This is a genomic window from Vibrio sp. ZF57, from assembly GCF_001691235.1.
GTDB classification, from domain to species: domain Bacteria; phylum Pseudomonadota; class Gammaproteobacteria; order Enterobacterales; family Vibrionaceae; genus Vibrio; species Vibrio crassostreae_C.
In genome coordinates this window covers 1-432 of sequence record NZ_MAKD01000049.1, presented here as the reverse complement: position 1 = coordinate 432, position 432 = coordinate 1, and the positions used below count along the sequence as shown (strand labels likewise).

1 protein-coding gene is annotated in these 432 nt (G+C 47.5%); it reads right to left on the bottom strand.

Going from position 1 to position 432, the window contains the following annotated elements; all coding sequences use genetic code 11:
- On the bottom strand, positions 1–432 hold a 432-nt coding region (locus A6D97_RS05305), incomplete at both ends, for a transposase (protein ID WP_139074299.1).

Here is a 432-nt window from a genome sequence, read left to right as displayed (position 1 = left end):
TTGGCTTGGTCGACTCTGACTCTATCCATTACCTCACGACCGAACTTAGCAACATCAAGGTCAAAATCCGTATTCATGTCCATCGCGACCGCTTCGATATTATTGCCATGCTTGCCTAACAGCTCGAAGAACGGTCGTATGTCCTTGCGGCTACGGCCTAACCCTATCCAAATGACTTGATGAGTCTTAGCGTCAGCAATGACCGTGGCATACCTGTGCCCTTTAAAGATAGCGAACTCGTCCATGACGAGTTGCCTTAGCTCTTCCCATTTCACTGACGGTACAACTTGTCGAAGTCGGCGTTTATCTATCTCTTTAATGGTGTGCCAGTGTACGCTCGTTAACGGGGAGATATGCTTAATGGGAAGAAGAGGCAGTAGTTGTTCTATATAACTTTTTAGGCGCTTCGTGATGCGAGCATAAGGCTCTAGC